General features: G+C 53.2%; 14 protein-coding genes. 13 read left to right on the top strand and 1 reads right to left on the bottom strand.

Annotated features, from left to right (window positions below; translation table 11 throughout):
* On the top strand, window positions 1-1199 hold a 1199-nt coding region (locus RNAN_RS16725; RefSeq protein ID WP_040552398.1), incomplete at its 5' end, for an AlkA N-terminal domain-containing protein.
* Window positions 1200-1213: 14 nt separating this feature from the next.
* Window positions 1214-1675, top strand: a complete 462-nt coding sequence (locus RNAN_RS16720; RefSeq protein WP_040552415.1) for a methylated-DNA--[protein]-cysteine S-methyltransferase — start codon at window positions 1214-1216, stop codon at window positions 1673-1675.
* A gap of 20 nt (window positions 1676-1695) precedes the next feature.
* Here the strand turns inward: RNAN_RS16720 and RNAN_RS16715 are convergent, their stop codons facing one another.
* Window positions 1696-2232 carry an outer membrane beta-barrel protein gene (locus tag RNAN_RS16715; RefSeq protein WP_008223957.1) on the bottom strand — a complete coding sequence of 179 codons (537 nt, stop codon included), beginning with the start codon at window positions 2230-2232 and terminating at the stop codon, window positions 1696-1698.
* 204 nt (window positions 2233-2436) lie between these two features.
* Here RNAN_RS16715 and RNAN_RS16710 point away from each other — a divergent pair, with 204 nt between their 5' ends.
* The 11 genes from RNAN_RS16710 to RNAN_RS16660 all read left to right on the top strand — a co-directional run bounded on the left by RNAN_RS16710 (window position 2437) and on the right by RNAN_RS16660 (window position 18380).
* Window positions 2437-3324: a pirin family protein gene (locus RNAN_RS16710; protein ID WP_008223955.1), complete on the top strand. Its 888-nt coding sequence runs from the start codon at window positions 2437-2439 to the stop codon at window positions 3322-3324.
* An 89-nt stretch (window positions 3325-3413) separates the two neighbouring features.
* Window positions 3414-4124 (top strand): 5'-methylthioadenosine/S-adenosylhomocysteine nucleosidase, encoded by a 711-nt coding sequence (gene mtnN / locus RNAN_RS16705; protein ID WP_008223954.1) that lies wholly within the window; start codon window positions 3414-3416, stop codon window positions 4122-4124.
* Between the two features lies 1 nt (window position 4125).
* A complete protein-coding gene (locus tag RNAN_RS16700; protein ID WP_008223953.1) occupies window positions 4126-5076 on the top strand; it encodes a cobalamin biosynthesis protein CobD/CbiB in 951 nt (316 codons plus the stop codon).
* 139 nt (window positions 5077-5215) lie between these two features.
* Entirely contained in the window at window positions 5216-9718 is a 4503-nt protein-coding gene (locus RNAN_RS16695) for an EAL domain-containing protein (RefSeq protein ID WP_008223952.1), read from the top strand.
* Window positions 9719-9835: 117 nt separating this feature from the next.
* Window positions 9836-10684, top strand: coding sequence for a DMT family transporter (locus RNAN_RS16690; RefSeq protein WP_008223951.1), 849 nt, complete (start codon window positions 9836-9838; stop codon window positions 10682-10684).
* A 304-nt stretch (window positions 10685-10988) separates the two neighbouring features.
* On the top strand, window positions 10989-12422 hold the full coding sequence (gene miaB / locus RNAN_RS16685) for a tRNA (N6-isopentenyl adenosine(37)-C2)-methylthiotransferase MiaB (protein ID WP_008223948.1): 1434 nt from the start codon (window positions 10989-10991) through the stop codon (window positions 12420-12422).
* A gap of 41 nt (window positions 12423-12463) precedes the next feature.
* Window positions 12464-13468 carry a PhoH family protein gene (locus RNAN_RS16680; protein WP_008223945.1) on the top strand — a complete coding sequence of 335 codons (1005 nt, stop codon included), beginning with the start codon at window positions 12464-12466 and terminating at the stop codon, window positions 13466-13468.
* Window positions 13468-13929: an rRNA maturation RNase YbeY gene (gene ybeY / locus RNAN_RS16675; RefSeq protein WP_008223943.1), complete on the top strand. Its 462-nt coding sequence runs from the start codon at window positions 13468-13470 to the stop codon at window positions 13927-13929. The genes RNAN_RS16680 and ybeY overlap by 1 nt, the downstream gene beginning before the upstream one ends.
* Before the next feature lie 33 nt (window positions 13930-13962).
* Window positions 13963-14835 carry a CorC family transporter gene (locus RNAN_RS16670; RefSeq protein ID WP_008223940.1) on the top strand — a complete coding sequence of 291 codons (873 nt, stop codon included), beginning with the start codon at window positions 13963-13965 and terminating at the stop codon, window positions 14833-14835.
* Between the two features lie 4 nt (window positions 14836-14839).
* Window positions 14840-16438 carry an apolipoprotein N-acyltransferase gene (lnt, locus tag RNAN_RS16665; RefSeq protein WP_008223938.1) on the top strand — a complete coding sequence of 533 codons (1599 nt, stop codon included), beginning with the start codon at window positions 14840-14842 and terminating at the stop codon, window positions 16436-16438.
* Between the two features lie 292 nt (window positions 16439-16730).
* Entirely contained in the window at window positions 16731-18380 is a 1650-nt protein-coding gene (locus RNAN_RS16660) for a S8 family serine peptidase (protein WP_008223937.1), read from the top strand.
* Window positions 18381-18431: the final 51 nt, after the last annotated feature.

The following is an 18431-nucleotide window of genomic DNA, read 5'->3' as shown; positions in this document are numbered from 1 at the left end:
GCTTTCGGCCCTGCCTGCGCTGCCGGCCCGACAGTGCGCCGGGCTCGCCGGCCTGGCTTGGCAGCCACACCACCTTACAACGGGCATTACGCTTAATAGACGAAGGTGGATTACAACAACACACCCAGCAGCAACTGGCCGAACGGCTGGGCGTAAGCGAGCGTTACCTGCGCAAGTTGTTTCAGCAGCATCTGGGCATAGCACCGAAACAATACGCGCTATGCCAGCAAATACTGTTTGCGAAAAAGCTGCTACACGAAACTCATTTGCCGATCACGGCCATTGCCTATCAGGCCGGCTTTAACAGCGTCAGGCGCTTTAATGATGCTTTTTTACAGCAAGTGAAATTGTGCCCAACGGCGATCCGCCGTCGCAGCAGCCCCCCCAGCACAATGCTGCAGCTGACACTCAGTTATCGCCCGCCGCTGGCGTGGCAGCAATTACTGACATTTTGGCGCGCCCGCACGCTGGATGGCGTCGACTGGGTGCGCGGTAATTGTTATGGCCGCAGCTTTTGCTTTAATGGCCAGCGTGGCTGGTTTGAAGTGGCACCCGGCACTGGCGACAACCTGCTGCTCAGCTTGTGCTGGCCCGGCACTCAGGGCTTGTTAAATTTGGTAAAAAAGATAAGGCAACTGCTGGATCTGGACGCCAATATACTGCAGATTGAGCAGTCTCTTAGTGGCTCAGCACTGTTTGCCTGCGGCCTGCAAAGCGGCCTGCGCATACCTGGCGTGTGGGACAGTTGGGAAGCCGGAGTCCGCGCGGTGTTGGGCCAGCAGGTCAGTGTTGCCGGCGCCCGCACTCAGCTTAACCGGCTGGTGCTGGCGCTGGGTGAACCGCTGGATAACCAACGCCGCTTGTTTCCCACGCCGCGGGCGGTAATAGACAGCGATCTGCAGATGATTAAAGTGCCGCAGGCCCGGCGCGAGACCTTAAAAGCGCTGGCGCAGCTGGTATTAAGCACACCAGATGCCGATCCTGAGCAGTGGTTAAGTATTAAAGGCATTGGCCGCTGGACGGTCAGTTACGCTAAGTTACGTGGTTTAGCGGACACCGACATCTGGCTGGCCGATGATTTAGGCATAAAAAAGGCGCTGAAAACGGCCGGCCAGCAGCCGCAGCCATTTGAGCATGAGCACCTCGCTCCCTGGCGCAGCTATGCCACCTTACAGTTATGGTTTCGTTTAGCCAGTTAATTCAGGACATCAGCATGTATTACCAATTTATCGACAGCCCGCTCGGTGCGGTTAAAATAAGTGCAAACCACAGCGGCATTACCGAAGTGGCCTTTGTCAGCCATAGTGGCCAAGCAGAGCCATCAATGCTGACCGAGACGGCAGCAGCGCAGCTAACAGCCTATTTTGCCGGGCGCTTAGCGCAGTTTTCGCTGCCGCTGGCCGCCAGCGGCACGGCGTTTCAGCAGCAGGTGTGGCAAGCGTTGGGCAAGGTGCCCTTTGCCAGCACCTGTAGCTATGCCGATATTGCCCGGCATATCGCTAACCCTAAGGCGGTGCGGGCAGTTGGCGCGGCCAATGGCCGTAACCCTATTGCCATTGTTGTGCCTTGCCATCGGGTAATTGGCGCCAATGGCACGCTAACCGGCTATGCCGGCGGGCTGGAGAAAAAAGCCTGGCTGTTAAAACACGAGCAGCGCCATAAGGCGCTGCTGTGATAAAGCACAAAGCTTAGGGCTTAGAATTGGTAGCTGACACCAAAACGGAACTCATTTTTGGTATCGCCGCTGTTTAGCGCTATATTGCTGCGGATCGCCCAGTCCGGGCTTAAGTAAAACGCAATACCGCCAGCCAGGCTACCGTGATCATCGCCAATAGAATGATAGGTCGCTTCTGAATACAGCTCTACCTGTGGTGTTAACGGATGGCGCAGGCCAACACCACCATAACCACCAGTGTCATCCGCATCGCCAGACGCATGCTCGATACCGGCTAACAAATAGGTTTGCGTGGTTGGTGAAAAGTCCAGCTTAAAACCTGTCAGATAGTTAACACCGGCTTGCAGCAGGTTTACATCAAAAGGCCCACTGGATAAGCGCGAAAAGGTAGCATCGACTACCCAGTTACCATCCAACCGGTATGAACCCTCAACGTATGGGCCATCGCCACCGGCGTCAGTGTAACCGGCACCGACATAATCCCATTTCACATTAGCCTGCGCAGCGCCGACAAAAGCGGCCGCCATCAAGGTTGCAACGAACAGGGTCTTTTTCATGGTGATACTCCTTGTGTTACCGCCTAAGCCACCGGCGGTTAATGCTTAAACCAAAGTGCCGTCAGCTTAACGGCGCAGAATTAACACTGGCTGAACTGCTACACTCAGCAACCATGCTATTTTTTCGGATAAAAAGCGGACAAATATGCCATTTTCTTTTTGTTTTGCTTGGTATCTAATGGCAAAAATTGCCCGGAGGTCATCATGACAACACGTAGCCTACAACGCCTGATCCCATCGGTAGCCACCTCAGATGGCGCCGGTGTCAAAATTAAACGCAGCCTGGGGCAAAACCAGCACAGCCGGCTGGACCCTTTTCTCATGCTGGACTTTTTCGGCTCAGACAAAGCCGGTGATTACATTAAAGGCTTTCCACCCCACCCGCACCGCGGTTTTGAAACCGTGACCTACATGCTCGAAGGCCATATGCTGCACGAAGATCACCTGGGCAACCAGGGCCATCTAAAAAGCGGTGGTGTGCAGTGGATGACTGCCGGACGCGGCATTATTCACTCTGAAATGCCGCAGCAGGAGCAAGGCTTAATGCAAGGCTTTCAGTTATGGCTAAACCTGCCTGCGGCAGAAAAAATGAAACCGGCCGCTTATGTCGATATCGCGCCAGAGCAAATCCCCACCCTTGTGCTGCCACAGGGCCATATTAAAGTGATTGCCGGTACCGTGCAAACGGCAGAGGCTAAACAGGGTGGCCCGATTCAGGGGCTTAGCACAGCGCCGCAGTATTACGACGTCGCGCTAAACGCCGACCAAAGGCTGACATTAGCACTGCCGGCTGGCCATACCGCCTTTGTTTATCCGTATCAGGGCGATGTGCAGGTAATTGACAGCAACGAACCGCGCCGGGTACCCGAGCATCATGCCGGTGTGTTAAGCCAGGGCGATAGCCTGACGCTACACAGCACAGCGCCCTGCCGCCTGCTGGTATTGGCAGGGGCAGCCATTAATGAGCCGGTAGTACAATACGGTCCCTTTGTGATGAACAGCGTGGCAGAGATAGAGCAAGCGCTCCGTGATTATCAAAACGGCACGCTGACAGACAATAAGGCGGCGGGGAGCATAGTGCTGTCGCACTAAATCGCCTGGCAATAACCCAGAAGAAAGACGGGATTTTAACCGACAGGCCCTTTATACTAAGGGCCTTGTTGTTTGTTCAGAGATCCCTTATGCAAGTTATTGGTATTATTGGCGCCATGGAGCCGGAAGTGGCGCTGCTGCGAGAGCAAATCAGTGAAGTGACCACACACCAGAGCGGTGGTTACACCTTTTATCAGGGCACATTGGCGGGTATGCCGGTGGTGTTAGTGCAATCAGGTATTGGTAAGGTAGCCGCCGCACTGGCTACGGCGCTGTTGATCCAGCAATTTAAGCCCGCTGCGGTGGTAAATACCGGCTCAGCCGGCGGCTTTGACCCCGAGCTTAACGTGGGTGACGTGGTGATAAGCACTGAGGTGCGCCATCACGACGTAGACGTGACCGCCTTTGGTTACGCAATGGGCCAGGTACCGCAAATGCCAGCCGCCTTTGTTGCCCATCCTAAATTAATTGAAGCCGCCGAGCAGAGCATTACCAAGCTGGGGTTTTGTAACACCAAAAAGGGCCTGATCGCCACCGGCGACAGCTTTATCTGCGACCCTGTGCGCATTGCCACTATCCGCCAGCAATTCCCTGCCATGTTGGCGGTGGAGATGGAAGGCGCAGCGATTGCACAGGTGTGCCACATGCTAAACACACCCTTTGTGGTGATCAGAAGCTTAAGCGACATTGCCGGTAAAGAATCGCCGCAGTCATTTGAAGCCTATCTGGAAGTGGCCTCCAAACACAGCTCAGCCATGGTGCTGGAGCTACTACAACGGCTACAACACGTGAAGTTATAACATGTGGCCAGACGGGCTCAGCGTCTACCCACCTTTGCTGCTGGCGGTGCTGTTATTGCACCGCCTGCTACCCCTGCCCGACGCTTATCACCCGCTGACGGCGCTGCGTTTTCTTTGCCGCCAGTTGGGCAATAAAGTTAACCCCGACCCCAACCGCCCGCGCCAGCAACTGTATATTTCCGGCACTTTGGCGTTACTGGTATTTTGCCTGCCTTTTATTGCGTTAGGTTATGCGCTGTATGCAGTATCTGAGCTGCCTTATGCGTTGGACGCCTTATTGCTGTACCTGAGCCTGGACTGGCAAAACCAGCGCGGCCAGGCCATGTTGGTGCAGCAGCAGCTGCAAGCTGGCCAGTTAAGCCTGGCGCGCCAATCGGCTAAGCCGCTGCTGCTACGGCAATGTCAAACGCTGTCGGCCATGGGATTAAGCAAAGCGGTGATTGAAAGCCTGGTACTGCGCGCCAGCACCAGCCTGATCGGGGTGCTGTGTTATTTTCTGCTCGGCGCTGGCCTGGCGGCCTTCAGCTACCGCCTGTTACTGCTGGTACAGCAACAATGGAACTGCAAACTGCCCACGTATCGCTATTTTGGCCGGCCTGCCGCTATGCTTATACGGCTTTTAAACACCCCGCCGCAATTACTCTGCATACTGATACTGGCAATACAACATGGTATTAAGCGCTGTTATCATCAGGCGCGTCAGCCCAGGTTAAATATCAATCTGTTGTCATTCTGGTTACTGGGCTGTGCCAGCGTGGCACTTCAGCGCAGCCTGGGCGGGCCAGTGTATTATCAGCAACCTAAGATAAGCCGCAGCAGATTAACCCAACGACATGAGCCTGAAGCTGCAGATATTGCCGGCGCAGCAAAAATGCTGGCTTTTATGCAGGGCCTGCTGCTTCTTTTGCTGTTAGCCTTTGGTCTGTTGCAGTGGGTGTTGACACTGCGCTAAGCCGTTAACGCAATGCAGAATAACGGCAGTTGGCTTGGTGAGCGGTGCTGGACAATCGCCATCGTCTCGTTATATGTTTTTACACCTGACACAGGTGTAGCACCAATAATATGTATAAAGCTACCAAACGGGAGTTACTGTGAATTTTCTGCCGCAGTTTTTGCGATACGCCGCAGTATTGGTGCTACTCAGTGCCTTTAGCCTGCCTGCAGCGCCGCTATTACGGCCGCTAACGCCGGATCAGGGCTTATCTCAGGGTAGCATTAACGATTTAATGCTCGATCAGGACGGTTTTTTATGGCTGGCCACCGCCGGTGGCTTAAACCGCTACGACAGTAACCAAATCGTACAGTTAAGTACCGCCGATTACGGCCTGCGCGAAGTATCATTCAGCCGCTTACTGCTAAGCCGTAATCAGCAAATTTATGCCGGCACCGAAAGTGGCCAGTTGTACTATTACAACAGCCAAAGCGGCTTAATGACCCTGCTGACACAGTTGCAGCAGCAGTTTGAAACGCTGCACAGCTATGCCTTTGTTGACCTTGTCGAGCAGGATAACGACAACCTGTTAGCCATCACCGATTACGCCCTGTTGCAAATCTCCCGCCAGGATGGCAGTGCCCGTAAATTGTTCGATTTAACAGAGGCTGGTCAGGCTGACGGCTGGCTACGCCGCGTCTATCTATACCAGCACTATGCCTTACTTGCCGCCTATAATGGCGTCATCGCTTATGACCTTACTACTGGCCAGCCGCAATTTATCGCCCATGTTGACCTGAGCAACAGCAGTGTCGACCAACAGCACGTAAAGGTGCTAAGTACCGCGCATAACAAACTGTGGATTGGCACCGTTGAAGGCTTGTATAGCATTAGCCTGCCTGAGCTTGACGCTTACCTGCAGCAACAAAGGCCCTATAAGGTTAACACTGAGATTGCTAAGCGTAATATCTGGCAACTGTTGTGGCAGGGCGACGAAGCGCTGGTACCGACCGAGCTGGGCTTACTGCGTTTTAACGCGCTAACGGGCGAACTGAGCACACTGCTGTCCTTTAATGAAGCCAAACTGGCGCTGTCAGATAACAGTATTCTGGATATTGTTGCTGATAAGGACGGTGGCTTTTGGCTGGCCTCACGTGATGATGGCGCTTATTACTGGCAGCCGCGCAGTGAGGCATTTGAAAATCTCAGCCAACTGACAGGGCCGGCACAGCAGCTTAGTGATAACCGGGTGTACAGCATGTTAAACCATCAGGGCATGTTGTGGGTGGGCACTGCTAATGGCCTGAATAAGATTGATTTGAGCAATAACACCATCAATCAGCACTTTGTATCAAGCGATCCTAAGGCCTATTATCACGATGGCACTGTCATTCAGCTCCTGCCAGCCCCCAATGGCCACTTGTTCTTGCACACCGGTATTGGCCTTAAGTTGTTTAACCCACAAACCGCCGCTACTGAGCCATTGCCACTGGCCAATGCTGCGGACGAGCGCTTGTTTGATCATCGCAGTTACGGCTTTTTTGCCCATCAGCATCAGCTGTATTTTTTCCACCAGGACAAACTGTGGCGCTACCATACCCAAAGCGGCCGGATGGAAGATTTAACCGCAAAATTTGCCGCCCTTGATGCCAGTAGTAATAGCCTGATATTTGCCGCCCTACCCAGCCGGCAAACCAGCTTGCTGGTCAGTAAACCGGATGAAGTCTGGCTGTGGCAGCCCGATAGCGGCCAGCAACGGCTACTGTACCGGCACGATAACTATCTGCCGCAGTCACAGCGTATTGCCGATACTGCCGTGCTGGATAAACACAACCGGCTGTGGGTCGGTATCTCCGGTATCGGTTTGCTTGGCTTTGATGCCCAGACATTAACGCTACAGCACCGCTTTAATATCCGCGAAAGCCTGGTGTCCGATGCCATCTACAGCCTGCAGACGGATCAGTTTGACGAGATTTGGTTTTCATCGCATAAAGGCCTGGCCCGGCTAAACCCCGACCTGCTACAAATTGAACTGTTTAGCCGGGATGATGGCGTAGATACCCACGAATACAACAGTGGCGCCGCGACCATGCTGGATAACGGTCAGCTGGCCTTTGGCTCGATGCGTGGCGTGACCTTGGTACAACCGGCGTTATTGCAACAGCCGCCGGTAACGCCGGATGTGATTATCACCGGCATCCGGGTGTTAAGCGGCGAGCTTAAGCCACTGTACAGCAATCTGAATAACCGCCACTTTACGCTGTCGCATCAGGATTTGGGCATTACGCTGGACTTTAGCGCTATGAGCTTTAGCTATAACCATAAAATGCGCTATCGCTATTGGCTCAGCGGTGCCAGCAATATCAACTTTCCGCTACAAAGTGATAACAGTGTAATGTTCCCACAGCTAAAACCGGGTAACTATCAATTTCATGTGGTAGCCCTATCGCCCGACTCAGGCATAGAGAGTGAACCGGCCACTCTGACGCTGACCGTACAAGCCGCCCCCTGGCAATCGGGCTGGGCGAAGCTGATGTATTTGCTGCTACTGGCGCTGGCCGCTTACAAATTATATCGCTTTCGCCGCCGGCAACATGCCGAGATACAACAAGCACACCAGAAAGTACAACTCAGCGAACAGCGGTTAAAACAAGCGCTGCAGTCGGTCAACAGTGGCGCCTGGGAATGGAGCGCCAACACCAATCAGTTGTATGCCGCCCGTATTCATACCATGCTGGGCTACCCGGAAAATATCAACCCGCTGACCATGCAGCAGCATATGACACTGATCCATCCGGACGACCGTACCAGCTTCGCCAGTCAGTGGCAGCGTTTTTTGCATGACACCAGTAGCGGCTTTGACTGCACCTACCGCATGCAGCATCAGCAAGGCCAGTGGTTATGGTTTCGTGATCAGGGCAAGGCTACCGACATTGGCGAAGACGGCAAGCTGCAAAAAGTGGTGGGCACTTTTAGCAACATTACCGAAACCCGCGCCAACCAGGAAAAAGCCCGCTTATTTGGCGAAGCCTTTCAGCAAACCCGCGATTGGGTGGTTATTCTTGACCATCGTCAGCGGGTGCTGGCTGCCAACCAGTCGTTTGCCGCCGCTTTTGGCAATATGGAGCACTATCTGGAGCAGCCGCGCACCCACCATTTGGGCATCAGCCTGGTGCGGCGGCGCTTTTACACCAAGCTGTTAAAAGAGCTACAACCCGGCCAGCACTGGCAAGGCGAAGAGCAGGTGATCACGCCCGATGGCAGAGAGCGCCCCACCCTGATTAATATCAGCGCTATTGGCGAGCAGCAACAACAAACCTTCTTTGTGTTAGTGTTTACCGACATTACCGCGCAAAAACAGGCCGAAGATGAACTGCGTTATCTGGCCAATTATGATGCCTTAACCGGCCTGCCAAACCGCGCGCTGCTAATGGACAGAATTTATCATGGCATTGATCAGGCCAAGCGCGATAAACGCTCGCTGGCGCTCTGCTTTATCGATCTGGACAAATTTAAGCAAATTAACGACTCCCTCGGCCATGACATCGGCGACTTGCTGTTAAAAGAAGTGGCACGCCGGCTAACCTTAACCCTGCGTGAGAGCGATACTGTCGCCCGTTTGGGTGGCGATGAATTTGTCGTGCTGCTTGAAGGCTACAAAGCTGAGGACAATATCAGCCATGTGGCGCGTAAGATGCTAAGCGTGGTCAGCGAACCTATGCTGTTGGCCACGCATACGGTGGGCGTGTCGCCCAGTATTGGTATTGCTGTTTATCCTGAGGATGCCCTAAGCGCCGGTGAGCTGTTAAAACATGCCGACGTGGCCATGTATCATGCCAAAGAAGCCGGGCGCAATAATTTTCAGTTCTTTACCGCTGAAATGAACGAAAAAGCCCATATGCGGCTGGCGCGGGAAACCCGTTTACGAAAAGCGCTGCACAACGATGAGTTTGTCAACTTTTACCAGCCCATCGTCAACAGCCAAACCCGTCAGGTGGTTGGCGCTGAAGTGCTGCTGCGCTGGCAAAGCAGCGAAGGCATTGTCTCGCCAGCCGAGTTTATTGCATTGGCTGAAGAGCTGCGGCTGATCATTAACATGACGCACGACTTGCTGGAGCGTGCACTGACCGATTTAGCCAAGTGGCATGACGATGGCCATCTGTTATACCTGTCAGTTAATCTGTCGACCCGCCATCTGGAGCAACCGGCGCTGGCCGACTATGTGCGCGGCTTGCTGCAAAAGTACAATTTGTCCGCCAGTTATCTGCGCTTTGAGGTGACCGAAAGTGCGCTGATGCGCGACCATCAAAGCGCCATCGAAACCATGCTGGCATTAAGCGAACTGGGCGTACAGTTGGCGTTGGATGACTTTGGTACCGGTTACTCCTCACTGAAATATTTAAAAGAGCTGCCGATTGACGGCATTAAAATTGACCGCAGCTTTGTGCAGGATATTGGTATCGACAGCAGTGATGAAACCATTATTGAAGCCATGCTGAGTATGGCCAACAGCCTGGGCATGTATTGCGTGGCAGAAGGTGTAGAGACCGAGCAGCAACTGGCCTTTTTTAACCGCCGCCACTGCTATCTGATCCAGGGCTATTTGTTTGCCAAGCCGATGCCGGCCGACGCTATGCCAGCCTTTTTACAATGCGAGCTGTAAGCGGCTAAGCCGCTGCGTCAGGTAGCGGATAACTTACGATTAGTACGTTAAACACCGCTGCAGCAGGCTGCACGGCTCTGGTATACTGGCCTGCCCCAACGCTGTCGCCGGATCTGTATGTTAACGCCCCTGTTCAAAGGTGCCTTGCTGTTATTGCTGGCAGAAGCCTGCTTTGCCGGCATTGGCGCGGTGGTAAAATTTACCAGTGCTACCGCATCAGAGGCGCAGGTGGTATTTTTCCGCAATTTTTTTGCCCTGCTGTTAATGCTGCCATTTTTGTACCGTCATGGTGTTAGCCTGCTCAAAACCAACCGCTGGTATTTACACCTCAGCCGCGCGCTGACCGGCATTATCTCTATGTATTGTTTCTTCTATGTGCTGGCGCGCCTGCCGCTGGCGCAGGGCATGCTGGTGCTGTTGCTATCGCCCTTTATTGTGCCGATTATCGCCCGCTTCTGGTTAAAAGAGCGGCCAAGTAAGCTGACCTTGTTTGCCATTTTACTCGGCTTTATCGGCGTGATGCTGGCACTGCCCGGCAGCAGCGGCGGCCTGGACAGCATTATGCTGGTGGGGCTGTTATCCGCTGTGCTGGTGGCGGTAACCAAAACCACCATCCGCTATATGTCAGACACAGAGCCGGCGGTACGTATTGTGTTCTACTTTTCGCTGTTAACCGCCATTTTGTCGGCAATACCGCTGCCTTTTTACTGGCAGCCGCTGAATAACGAGGTGTGGCTGGCCTTTGTGGCCATGGGCGTGCTGGCGGCGATTGGCCAGTTGGCAATGACCCGCGCCTATGCCATAGCACCGGCCAGTGATATTGGTATGTGGACTTACAGCAGCGTGGTATTTGCCGGGCTATTTGGTTACTTATTCTGGCAAGAGCCGGTTACGCTGGCCTGGCTTGGCGGCGTGCTGGTGATTTTTTATGCCGGTTATATTACCACCCGGCAAAGGCTGCTGTGACGACTGTACAGCTGAATTAAAAAAGGTCGGTATCGGTTTACTCTAAGCCAACCGTTGCAGGCCAGGATGCTGACAAATTCGTTAGGAACGAATTTGAACAGCTCCGCTGACCCGACAGGGTGAACTTCACGGATGAAGTTCATAATCGAGCCCCCAGGGATGGGTTCACGGCGTGTTGGCGTGAGTAAACCGATGCCGGCCCTGCGCTGCACTCATGATTTTCAGCCAATGCTGGCAACGCCGGCGTGAACAGGCTAAAATACGCTCCCTTTTTTCCAAGTGACAATACAGGTAATAACACGCAATGGGCAAAAAGCTGCACATTAAAACCTGGGGCTGCCAGATGAACGAATACGATTCATCCAAAATGGCCGACCTGCTGGATGCCACTCATGGCTATACCCTGACCGAAGAGGCAGAAGAAGCAGACGTGATCCTGCTAAATACCTGCTCGATCCGGGAAAAAGCCCAGGAGAAGGTATTCCATCAGTTAGGGCGTTGGCGTCCGCTGAAGGAAAAAAATCCGAATTTAGTGATCGGTGTCGGTGGCTGTGTTGCCTCGCAGGAAGGCGCCGCTATCCGTGAGCGCGCGCCCTTTGTCGATATCGTATTTGGCCCGCAAACGCTGCACCGTCTGCCAGAGATGATTAACTCAGTGCACGGCAACAAATCACCGGTGGTCGACGTGTCGTTCCCGGAGATTGAAAAGTTTGACCGTTTGCCCGAGCCTAAAGCCGAAGGCCCAACAGCCTTTGTGTCCATTATGGAAGGCTGCTCGAAATACTGCACCTTCTGCGTGGTGCCTTATACCCGCGGTGAGGAAGTCAGCCGGCCGCTGGATGACGTGCTGTTTGAAATTGCCCAGCTCGCCGAGCAAGGCGTGCGCGAAGTAAACCTGCTGGGGCAAAACGTGAACGCCTACCGTGGCGAGAAGTTTGATGGCAGCATCTGCCATTTTTCTGAACTGCTGCGCTTAGTGGCGGCGATTGACGGTATTGACCGTATTCGCTATACCACTTCGCATCCGGTAGAGTTTACCGACGATATTATCGAGGTATACCGCGATGTGCCCGAGCTGGTAAACCACCTGCACCTGCCGGTGCAAAGCGGCTCAGATCGTATTTTAAACCTGATGAAACGCGGCCACACGGCGCTGGAATATAAAGCGCAAATCCGTAAGCTGAAGAAAATCCGCCCCGATTTAAGCATGTCGTCAGACTTTATCATCGGCTTCCCGGGTGAAGATGACGCCGATTTTCAGGCCACGATGGATCTAATTGCCGCCATTAACTTTGATATGAGCTTTAGCTTTATCTACAGCGCCCGCCCCGGTACGCCAGCGGCTGATCTGCCGGATGATGTCAGCGAAGAGACGAAAAAGCAGCGGCTGTACATTTTGCAGGATCGCATTAACCAGCAGGCACTGAAAATTGCCCGCGGCATGTTAGGTACCGAGCAGCGCATACTGGTAGAAGGCCCGTCGAAAAAAGACATTATGGAGCTGACCGGCCGCACCGAAAATAACCGGGTAGTTAACTTTGTTGGCACACCGGATATGATTGGCCAGTTTGTCGATGTGAAGATTACCGATGTGTTCAGTAACTCACTACGCGGCGACGTTATTCGTACCGAACGCGACATGGGCCTGCGCCGCGATACCGCACCACAGCATATCCTGGCGCGGCAAAAAGCTGAACCGGTAGCCGATGTACTGGGCGTAACCACTTACACACCTTAACACCCGGGGGCCTTACGCCCCCTTTTGCATTGAGGCCGCTTTTGAGCACAGCGTTACATACTGCAGAATTAACCCTCACCGGGGCCGACAGCCGGCGGCTAACGCTGTTGTGCGGCCCGTTTGACGATAATTTAAAACATGTCGAGCGCCGGCTGCAGGTGGAGATCAGCCACCGCGACAACCAGCTTAAAGTGAGCGGCGAGCCGGACAACGTCGCTGCAGCGCTTGACGTGTTACAGCAGCTGTTTGACACCACCGCGGCGACAGACGCTGAATTAACGCCGGAGCAGGTGCATTTGGTGATTAGCGAAAACTACGACATTCAGTACCAGCAAACCGATGGCAGTGCGCAGGATTTCAGCCTGAAAACTAAAAAAGGCTTAATTAAACCGCGTAACCCTAACCAGGCAGTGTATGTCAGTAATGTGCTAAAACATGACGTCTGCTTTGGTATAGGCCCGGCCGGTACCGGTAAAACCTATCTGGCGGTGGCCTGCGCGGTGGATGCGTTGGAGCGCAATTTAGTACGGCGCATTGTTCTGACCCGGCCAGCAGTAGAAGCCGGGGAAAAGCTGGGCTTTTTACCCGGCGATTTAGCGCAAAAAGTCGACCCCTATTTACGCCCGCTGTACGATGCCCTGTTTGAAATGCTCGGTTTTGAGAAAGTAGAAAAGTATCTTGAGCGCGGCATTATTGAGATTGCACCACTGGCCTATATGCGCGGCCGCACCTTAAACGACGCCTTTATTATTCTGGATGAAAGCCAGAACACCACGGTGGAGCAGATGAAAATGTTCTTAACCCGCATTGGCTTTAGCTCTAAGGCCGTGATCACCGGCGATATTACCCAGATCGATTTACCGCGCGGTCAGTATTCCGGCTTAAAACATGCCATAGATGTGTTAAGCGAGGTGAACGAAATCAGCTTTAACCACTTTACCGCCAAAGACGTCGTGCGCCACCCGATAGTACAGCGTATTGTCATGGCCTACGAAGCACACGAAGCGGCCAAACTGGCGGCCACCGCCGCGGCTAAGGGTGACTAATGGCCATTACGCTGGATTTACAACTGGCCTCAAGCGCCAGCAATGTGCCAGGCGAAGCGCAAATACAACAGTGGCTGGAAGCGGCAATTTTACCCTTTCAAGCCGACGCTGAAGTGACAGTGCGCATTGTCGACAATGAAGAAAGCCAGCAGCTTAACCGCGACTACCGCGGTAAAGACAAGCCCACCAATGTGCTAAGCTTCCCGTTTCAGTGTCCGCCCGGCATTGAGCTGCCGTTGCTGGGCGATTTAGTGATCTGTGCACCGGTGGTAGCACAGGAAGCAGCTGAGCAACAAAAAAGCTTACACGCCCATTGGGCGCATATGGTGGTGCATGGCTGCTTGCATTTACTCGGTTTTGACCATATAAATGACGACGATGCTGAGCAGATGGAAGCCGAAGAAGTGACCATTTTGCAGCAACTTGGCTTTACTAACCCCTATTTGTTGGATGACGAATAGGATTTTTTTGTCTTTTGGAGCAACAGTTCACCCATGAGTGACGACAATCCCCACTCTAGTCGCGGTTCTGCCGGTAAATCCTGGCTGGAGCGAATAGCCAGCATTTTCACCGCAGAACCACAGGATATCTCAGATCTACAGGACATCATCAGTGAAGCGCAAATGCGCAATCTGATTGATACCGACACCAAGAGTATGCTGCAAGGCGTACTGGACGTTTCCAGCATGCGGGCCCGCGACATTATGATCCCCCGCTCGCAAATGGCGACCATCGACATTGACGATGATGTCGCCGATATGCTGCCGATCCTGCTGGAAAACAATCACAGCCGTTACCCGGTGGTGAATGAAGACAAAGATCATATCGAAGGCATTTTGCTGGTAAAAGACTTACTGCACTTTGCGTTAAACCCCGACAACACCGACTGGCATCTGCGTGACTTACTGCGCCCGGCAGTGATTATTCCGGAAAGCAAAAGAGTTGATGCGCTGTTAAAGGAATTTCGCCAGAAACGCTACCATATGGCGATAGTGGTCGATGAATATGGCGGCGTGTCAGGCCTGGTTACCATTGAAGATATTCTGGAGCAAATTGTCGGCGAAATTGAAGATGAGCATGACGATGAAGAAGAGCACGATATCAAGAAAATGGCCTCACGCGTGTTTCAGGTCAGTGCCCTTACCCCGCTGGACGAATTTAACGAAACCTTTGGCACCAGCTTCGATGAAGAAGATGCCGATACAATAGGCGGCATAGTGCTGCACGCCTTTGGCCATATGCCGGAGCGGGGCGAGAGTATCGAGCTTAACGGCCTGACCTTTAAGGTCAGCAAAGCCAATAGCCGCCGTCTGGTGCAGTTGCAGGTGATCCGGGCTAAAGAAAGCGTTGAAGCAGAAGACGGTTAACCCTTTGGCGAAAACCTTAGTGACTAAAATAACGCCACTATTACCGCTGGCGCTGCTACTGGGTGCCGGCGCGCTTAATACTCTGGCTTTTGCCCCTTATACGCTGTGGTGGCTGCCGCTTTGCACCCTGGCTTTACTGGCTGGCATACTAAACCGGCCGGCTACTGCAAACAATACTGCGGCAAGCGTCTCAGCCGGCCGCGCCGCCCTGATGGGGTTTAGTTTTGGTTTAGGCTGGTTTGGTGTTGGCATCAGCTGGGTGCATGTCAGTATCGACCAGTTTGGTGGCTTGCCGCTGGCCGGCAGTCTGGCGCTGATGGCGCTACTGGTCGCCTATCTGGCGCTGTTTCCGGCGTTGGCCTGCTGGCTGTACGCCAAACTTAGCACCCACGCGCTGTCAGGCTGGCTAAAGCCGTTGTTATTGGCGGCCTGCTGGACACTGGCTGAATGGCTGCGCAGCGTGCTACTGACCGGCTTTCCCTGGTTGTCGCTCGGTTATAGTCAAACCAGCTTTGGTCTTGGCCACTTGGCGCCGCTAATTGGTGAGACCGGCATCAGCTTCCTGCTTGTATTTAGCGCTGCTGCGCTGGCGCAATTATTTATTAGCGGCCCGCGCTGGCCGCGTATTGTGCCGGCACTTTTTGCTGCCGCACTGTTTGTCTTAAGCCCCCAGCTTAGCCGCTGGCAAGGCTGGCATTACAGCGAACAGCAGCTGTCGGTGCTGCTGGTGCAGGGGAATATTAAGCAGGAGCTGCGCTGGGTACCTGAGCAAGAGCAGCCGACCATGCTGAAGTACATGGATTTAACCCGGCCGCATTTTCACACCGATTTAGTTATCTGGCCCGAAGCCGCCATTCCACGGCTGGAGCCATTGGCAGAAGATTACCTTGATAACTTAAACCGGGCCGCCCTGTATGCCAATACCGCGGTGATCAGTGGTATTCTTGATTACAACTTTAAAACCCAACAGGCCTGGAACAACCTGATTGTGCTGGGTAAACGCTACCGTGATTCTACGGATGGCGATTACTTTTACGGCCACGGCAACCGCTACAGCAAGCACCATCTGCTGCCGATTGGCGAATTTGTGCCCTTTGAAAGCCTGCTGCGCCAGCTGGCACCGATTTTTGATTTACCGATGAGCTCGTTCAGCCGCGGCAGCTATGTGCAGCCGAACCTTATCGCCAATGGTTATCACCTGCTGCCGGCCATCTGCTTTGAAATTGCCTTTCCTGATCAAATCGCGGCCAATATGACAGCTGACACCCAACTGCTGCTGACAGTAAGTAACGATGCCTGGTTTGGCGACAGCATAGGGCCGCACCAGCACTTACAAATTGCCCAAATGCGCGCCCGCGAGTTTGGCCGGCCAGTGCTCAGAGCCACTAATAACGGCATTACCGCCACTATTAATGCCAATGGCGACATAACCGCCCGCGCACCGCAGTTTAGCCAAACCGTATTGCAGGATACCGTGCAGCTAACGGTGGGCCAAACACCTTACGCACGCTTTGCCAATACCCCACTCGTTATTACCTGCGCGCTGATTTTACTGTTTAGCCTGGTAAGGCGCTGGCAACGCCGTTCAAACGGTAACGCCTAACCGTCAATAAAAGCCCCGGCACCCTAGCCACCCAGCCATCTACTAATCGCCATGATAGCCTTTCAGTTACACTTAATAACAAATATTTATTCAACATATTTCACAAAAATTACATAAAACAGCCATTATCGGGAACTTTCAGTTTAGGGTTGCTAAAGCGTTTTTTCTCTGGCAGAAATAAGACTATTGCTGAATTAAACAGCAAGGCGATAAAGCGCCGTCAGAGCGCGACAAATAACAAGTAAAATCAGCAAACATAACTGATTAAGCAACATCCAGAGGAAGTAAGTTAATGAAATATAATAAATTGTCCACAATTGCTACCGCCACTCTACTGGCAATGGGTTTTACCGCTGCCGCAACAGCGTCTGATCGGGTGATTATTCAGGTTGATAACAGCAAAAAAGGCGTAGTAAAAGCGCTGGCTAAGCAACTGGGGGGTGACGTGAAAGTGGATGCTGACGGCTTTATCGCTGCGCAGTTTACCGGAAAAACCTTAAGCGAAATCAAAGGCCTGTTAAACAACCCTCATATTAAACTGATTGAAGCCGACGAAATTCGTAAACCAATGGCTATTTACAATGACGACTTGGGCAACCCTATGGTTGAACAGCTAACCCCTTATGCGGTGTATCAGTCGCAAGCCAATCTGGTCAACTTTAACGCCGGCGCCGGCATGAAAGTCTGCGTGATTGACTCTGGCCTGGACCGCTCAAACGTCGACTTTGATTGGGGCAATATCACCGGCGATAACGACTCTGGCACCGGTAGTTGGGATGTTGCAGGCGGACCACACGGTACGCATGTGGCGGGCACCGTGGGCGCGGCCGATAATGGCGTAGGTGTGGTCGGGATGGCACCTGGCGTCGCCATGCATATTATCAAAGTATTTAACGCTGAAGGTTGGGGTTACTCGTCAGATCTGGCCTATGCCGCGCAAAAATGTACCGCCGCTGGCGCTAACATTATCACCATGAGCTTAGGCGGTGGCGGTGCTAACAGCACCGAATCAAACGCTTTTGCCACCTTTACTAACAATGGCGGTTTAGTACTGGCGGCGGCCGGTAATGACGGCAACAGTGTGCGCTCATACCCGGCCGGTTATCCGTCGGTAATGATGATTGGCGCCAACGATGCCAACAACAATATTGCCGATTTCTCGCAGTTCCCAAGCTGCACCACCGGTAAAGGTAAAAACGTTACAACTGACGAAAAAATTTGTGTTGAAGTGACCGCTGGCGGTGTAGATACGCTGTCAACCTATCCGGCCGATGGTGCTACCTCATCCTCACTGTATGCCGCTAGCACCGCTTATGCCTCATCAGCGATGGAAAACGCCGGCACTGCCTCTGGCAGCACTTATTTTATGGGGCTGGCGACAGCGACAGACAGTGGTGCAGCCGGTAAAGTGTGCGTGATTGACCGCGGTAGCATTTCATTTCACGACAAAGTGAAAAACTGCGAAAACTCAGGCGGTATCGGCGCGGTAATTATTAATAACGAAGCCGGTATGCTATATGGCACTTTAGGTGAAGGCAGTGCCAATACCACCTCTATCCCTGCGGCAGGCGCAGCACTGGAAGACCGTTCAGCGTTGTTAGCAGCCAGCAGCATGACAGTGACCATTGACAGCAGTGACTACGGCTATATGAGCGGCACCTCAATGGCAACGCCAGCGGTAGCCGGTGTAGCTGCACTGGTATGGTCTAACTTCCCAAGCTGTACCGGTACTGAAATTCGTAACGCGTTAAAAGCCACTGCGCAGGATGCGGGCGCAGCAGGTAAAGACGTGTACTTCGGCTACGGTATTGTGAAAGCCAAAGCAGCATACGACTATCTGAGCGTGAACGGTTGTGCCGGCGGTGGTGACACCGGTGGCGGCGATACCGGTGGTGGTGACAGCGGCGGCAGCTGTAAAGGCGGCCCAAGAAAATGTGGTTAAGGGTTTAACCGAACCAAGCCGGCATTAAGCCGGCTTTTTTATCGCTAAAAC

It is taken from the genome of Rheinheimera nanhaiensis E407-8, assembly GCF_000296695.1.
GTDB lineage: Bacteria > Pseudomonadota > Gammaproteobacteria > Enterobacterales > Alteromonadaceae > Alishewanella > Alishewanella nanhaiensis.
This window is presented reverse-complemented; position numbering and strand designations above follow the sequence as displayed.